The organism is Oleiphilus sp. HI0086 (assembly GCF_001635225.1).
On record NZ_LWFZ01000684.1, the window covers coordinates 1 to 4,809 of the forward strand.

6 protein-coding genes are annotated in these 4,809 nt (G+C 41.3%); 3 read left to right on the forward strand and 3 right to left on the reverse strand.

Annotated elements, in window-relative coordinates; all coding sequences use genetic code 11:
• Window positions 1–114 precede the first annotated feature (114 nt).
• On the forward strand, window positions 115–282 hold the full coding sequence (locus A3756_RS26645; RefSeq protein ID WP_156490404.1) for a hypothetical protein: 168 nt from the start codon (window positions 115–117) through the stop codon (window positions 280–282).
• A gap of 121 nt (window positions 283–403) precedes the next feature.
• Here A3756_RS26645 and A3756_RS29235 read toward each other — a convergent pair whose 3' ends face one another.
• The gene (locus A3756_RS29235; protein WP_068508809.1) at window positions 404–589 is read right to left on the reverse strand and encodes an EAL domain-containing protein; all 186 of its coding nucleotides are present in this window, start codon (window positions 587–589) and stop codon (window positions 404–406) included.
• A gap of 322 nt (window positions 590–911) precedes the next feature.
• Window positions 912–2,570: an alpha/beta fold hydrolase gene (locus tag A3756_RS10460; RefSeq protein ID WP_068553461.1), complete on the reverse strand. Its 1,659-nt coding sequence runs from the start codon at window positions 2,568–2,570 to the stop codon at window positions 912–914.
• 283 nt (window positions 2,571–2,853) lie between these two features.
• On the opposite strand from A3756_RS10460, the gene A3756_RS26650 reads away from it, so the two are divergent.
• Entirely contained in the window at window positions 2,854–3,009 is a 156-nt protein-coding gene (locus A3756_RS26650) for a hypothetical protein (protein WP_156490405.1), read from the forward strand.
• A gap of 288 nt (window positions 3,010–3,297) precedes the next feature.
• Window positions 3,298–3,891, forward strand: coding sequence for an AraC family transcriptional regulator (locus A3756_RS10465; protein ID WP_068508814.1), 594 nt, complete (start codon window positions 3,298–3,300; stop codon window positions 3,889–3,891).
• 175 nt (window positions 3,892–4,066) lie between these two features.
• Here A3756_RS10465 and A3756_RS10470 read toward each other — a convergent pair.
• Window positions 4,067–4,809 (reverse strand): ABC transporter substrate-binding protein (locus A3756_RS10470; protein ID WP_068553462.1); only part of this gene is annotated, 743 nt, incomplete at its 5' end.

Sequence of the window (4,809 nt, forward strand, 5' to 3'; positions counted from 1 at the left end):
ACTAATTAAACTGGGCTGTATTCAAGCTCAGGGTTATCTTTATTCAAAGCCTGTCGATAGCATTGTATTTCATGAACAATTTATCGCTTCTTTAACATAGGGTGTGGTGATGCCTTGAGTGGTGTTGATTTTCAAATGATTTTTCCACTAGAAGCAGCCTGCGCAAGAGGCCTGGCAACTCCCGAAACACATCCTAATATTAGCAATTATGTTGCCAGTATTCATGCTAGGCCCGCATACCAGGCCGCCATAAATGCAGCTGGTGATTACGATTACGCATAGTCTGGCTTAACGCTATACAACATATTAACAACAGCAACCGTCTCCCTGGCCCTAACAAAGAAGGTCTCCGCTAGACCTTCTTTTCCACAGGTCAATCACACCCGCTGTTAATCACCACACCCTATGTTAAAGAAGCGATAAATTGTTCATGAAATACAATGCTATCGACAGGCTTTGAATAAAGATAACCCTGAGCTTGAATACAGCCCAGTTTAATTAGTTCACTCTCTTGTGCTTTCGTTTCTACACCTTCAGCAATCAACGAAAGCTTAAAAGTGTCGCCTAAAGAGATTATTGTCTTAATCAAATCACAATATGGGCTTCGAAGGGGTATGTATTAACAGCTAACCTGCCTGACTCTTGGTTACACGTGATAGCCCAAGAAATCGTCGGGCTCACATTTTCGTTTGACGCTTTCACCTTCTTTCTAGTAGAAGTTAAAGTGTCTAAAAATAGAATAAATCTAGAAGAAGCTTATTAACATCCGCCAATGGGACAGGATCTTTGGCGAATAAGACACTCAATCGAGAATGTGAACTTATCGTGGTAGGAATTATCTAGATAATAAAGAGGCATATCTCAGTAACAAGATATGCCTCTAACTTGGTAAACAATTTCAGGATGTATAATTAGAGCGTTGGCACTTTCAAAGTTGACTGTTTATTGCTGCTATATTCAAAATCCACAAAGTAATCGACACCCGTTGGAGATTGATATTGTGGGTCTTTGGTATCAACAGCTAGAACAAGGCGATGACCCGCGGGTACATCGTATGCTGTCGTTACTAGATCGAAGTCGACAGAAATTTTTTCGCCGGAGTTTGTGTCTGGCAATGTAATCGCGCCATGAGTTATTAATTTTCCAACACCCAAAGCATTCATGTCATAAAGATAAGCAACTAGCTGGATCTCATCGTGCTTTGGTTGTATCTGTAGTGATACTGAAGGATTCCCACGTATTTGCATTTCTTCGCTCAGCCAGCTCGATTTCCAATGGATACTTCTAATATCCGAGGCGGCTGGAATACTCGCTAAGATAGGCACCTCTAACTGCTCAAGAATTTGTGATAACAGCGGAATCTGCGTGCTAAATAAGGTACCGGCCCAAGCATTGATTGTGTTGTCTCTGCCGAAGAAGCTCCAGTATGGGTAGCTCTCCATATCACCATCATCGAAGGCTGAGCGAGGGTGTAAGTAAAAGGTTTCTGTACTGGAATCTTCTATAGGGAAGTGGTCAAAGCTATCGTACTGATCTTCAAACTTCACTTTCATTGTAATGGGTTTAGCGCTTGCTATCGGCGTGTTATCACCCTTTAAGTGATGATCAAACCATTGATAGGTACTTGTCCAAGGTAAGGCTTCCGCACCGATGACTGGAGGAAGTAAGTCTGCTGAAGCATGAGTACCTGAAACCAAATCAATATGTTTTGGCCCGGTAAGCTGTTCAAACATACTCATTAATGAGTTAGGTTGGAACAAATTATCACCATAAGCTTTGGCGATATAAACTGCCGTACCATTGGTATTAAGCTCATCAACATAATTGGATGGAGAGCGAACACCCGCCCACTCCATAACAGCAGGAATCTCACTTAAGTTCTGATTTTTGATATTTGACCAGTGCTGCTCGACAATTGGGTCCAGATTTCCGAGTAAGTTGCCACTTAGTGTTAGTAGCTCACCCCAGACCAAGCGAGGTGTTTGGTTTCCATATAACGAATCTGCCAAGCTGCCCCAAGCACTCATTGCTGAAACGGCTTTTATTCTAGGGTCGTGTGCTGCGCCAATCAAAGAAATACCTGAACCATAGGAAACACCCGCACTCCCTATTCTCTCTGGGTCTACGTTATAGTTTTCGATAAGGTAATCTATCACACGGCTAAAATCATCGATGTCCTTTGGGCCAGCCGTATTAATCATGCCTTCTGATGTGCCGAAACCTCGAGTGCTATAACTAAAAACGATGTAGCCCTTTTCTGCTAACTCTCCTGCTTGTGTTAAATACTCATATTCATTCAGAGCCCAGCTATTTACAAAAATGATGGCTGGTGCTGGTTCTGACAGGTCATTAGGAACAAAGACATTGGCGGCCAAGTCAACACCATCATTTGCCTCCACAATGATGTCATCATTTGTTGTGTAGGCATCAGAGGTCGGAAAGATACCTTGGTTCAACAGTCCTGCAACAAAACTAAGTGCGGGGATATATCCATCATTATTAGCTTGTGCAGCCGGGACAAGCACACTTGCGGCAATACTTGCTGTTAGAATTGTTTTAATTAACTTCATTATTTTTATCCTTATTTTTATTATCTTAACTAGATATGTGTTAGTACGATCGTTTGTAAGTTCGATACTCCTTATCAATTTCATACCTCTTTTGTTAATAAATAGTATGTATTGATGAACACATGCTACATCCTTTAATAAGACAAATCGTTTACCAAATGAGACAGTTAGATTGAAATGTGAATAAACTCTCAGTTTTTGAGTGCCTAATAGAGATTAAATAGAACTTAACTGCTGCATAATAGGAAAAGTCGTATTACGGTTTAACAAAAGAATAAATACAATGAATACTAATGCTCGTTTTCCAGGTTGGGGAAGCGGTCAGGTGACAATCTTGCTTGAATATGCCTTATCTAAAGGCCTATCCACTAAGCGAGTATTGGAGGGCTCTGGTATTACACTCGAAAGCCTTGAACATAGTGACCCGTCCTTAGACTAAGAATTGCATGTGATTAAAAATTTGCTTGCTTGTATGCCCACTCATCCTTTTAGAGTAGGCTTTGATGTTGGTTTACATTGCAATGCAAACTCATTCGGTTTGATGGGGTAAGCCCTTCTTGCTTGTAAAACACCAAAAGCTATTATCAACTTCGCCTCACAGCATTTAAATGGTGAATTGAATTTTTCAATCATAAAACCACGTATCTATAAGTCTTCGGTAAAGACGACTTTTGATTATCGTAGAGGCCTGTGTGATAAAAGCGTCGCTTTTGTTCTAGGGAGGGATATGGGCTCAGCCATCTCATTTCAGGAAACCTTGTACAACGATATTCCTGACATTGTCGTAGAAGTTGGGTTTAAAGGAGAGCCTCTACCCGGAATGGAAGAGATAGGTGAATACTATCGCTGCCCAGTTAAGTTCGAGCAAAACGATAATTATTTGCTCAATGACATACGTGTAATGGATATCGTCATGCCATTAGGTAACCGTATGATGGAAAAAATCTTAACCAAACGAATCCAAAAATATGTTGATCAACTACCTGATATGCTTACCATTGAATCAAAGACACAACGCTACTTCGAGGAAAATGGCTACCAAGACTTGAGCAAAGAACAACTGGCTAAAGCGCTCAATATTTCATCACGAACGCTTACACGCTATCTAACAAAAGAAGGGACAAACTGGAGAAAACTATCTAATCAACTTCGTATGGATAGAGCTAAGGAATACTTAATCAGTACACCTGAAGGCATTGAACAGATTGCTTTTAAAGTCGGCTTCTCTAACGCGAGTAGCTTCTCAAGCGCATTTTCTCGTGAGGTAGGGCGAAGCCCACTCGAGTTTAGGCTAACAAATTCTTGGGGGGAAACCCAATAAGTTTGTTAGGGTGGCGTATCATTCAAAGCAGCGAATAACCTCGTTATGGGACGTTAATGATCACTCCTAATAGGCAATATGCCACGTTTTTAAAAAGAGCGGTGCTAGCGCTTCGCAAAAATAAATGCGTGACCTTTCCACAGTTTAAAGATTCGATGAAGCTCTGAGTTACTCGTTATCGAATTACTAGGCCTTTCGCACCTTGAGAACCCAGGCGACTTACTTTTGATTTGATTCCCTGCTGTTTATAGATCTTTTCGAGTAGACCTGTCTTTATGGCGCCATCTAGAGCTATGTTAAATTGTTCACGCAACTCTAAGGCCCCACTCTTCTTGCGAGTAAAGCCGACATGAAAGGCCTTGATAGGTCCGACTGCTTTAGGAATATAGTCAATGTTCCGAAACAAAGGTGCATACTGATCAATATAAAACTGACATACCAGCTTGTTGCATATAAATAGCTCGATGTGCTCGCGGTTCAATTTTTTTAAGTTGTCGAGTGTTGGGTTTTGTGAAAACAGCGGAGCTGTCTTTATGAGCCCTTCACGCTCAGCAGCTTGGAACGCTATAGGATAATGGTAGCCTGCATTTGACCCGATACTATAAGGCTGAAGATCTGATAAAGTCTCCCACGATATTTCTGACGATCTTCTTTTGAAAAATACAGTATCAATTATTGAGATAGGGTTAGAAAAGTATGCAGATTTGCTTCTCGACTCGCTGTAGGTATACGGATATACCCCGTCAACAAGACCGCCCTCCACCATTAAAAGTGCTCTTTTTGCTGGGACCGAAGTAATCTCCAGCTGATAGCCCATTGTTTCAAAAATCTCATGTAGCAGTTGTGTAACGCTTCCGACGACTTTCCCAGCTTCTACGAAACTATGCGGAGCATGCTCAACGGTGACAAAGTGAAGTT

Excerpts from the sequence above, each read along its gene's own strand:
- A3756_RS10460 (WP_068553461.1), bottom strand. The coding sequence starts at position 2,570 with ATGAAGTTAATTAAAACAATTCTAACAGCAAGTATTGCCGCAAGTGTG.
- A3756_RS26650 (WP_156490405.1), top strand. The coding sequence starts at position 2,854 with ATGAATACTAATGCTCGTTTTCCAGGTTGGGGAAGCGGTCAGGTGACA.
- A3756_RS10465 (WP_068508814.1), top strand. The coding sequence starts at position 3,298 with ATGGGCTCAGCCATCTCATTTCAGGAAACCTTGTACAACGATATTCCT.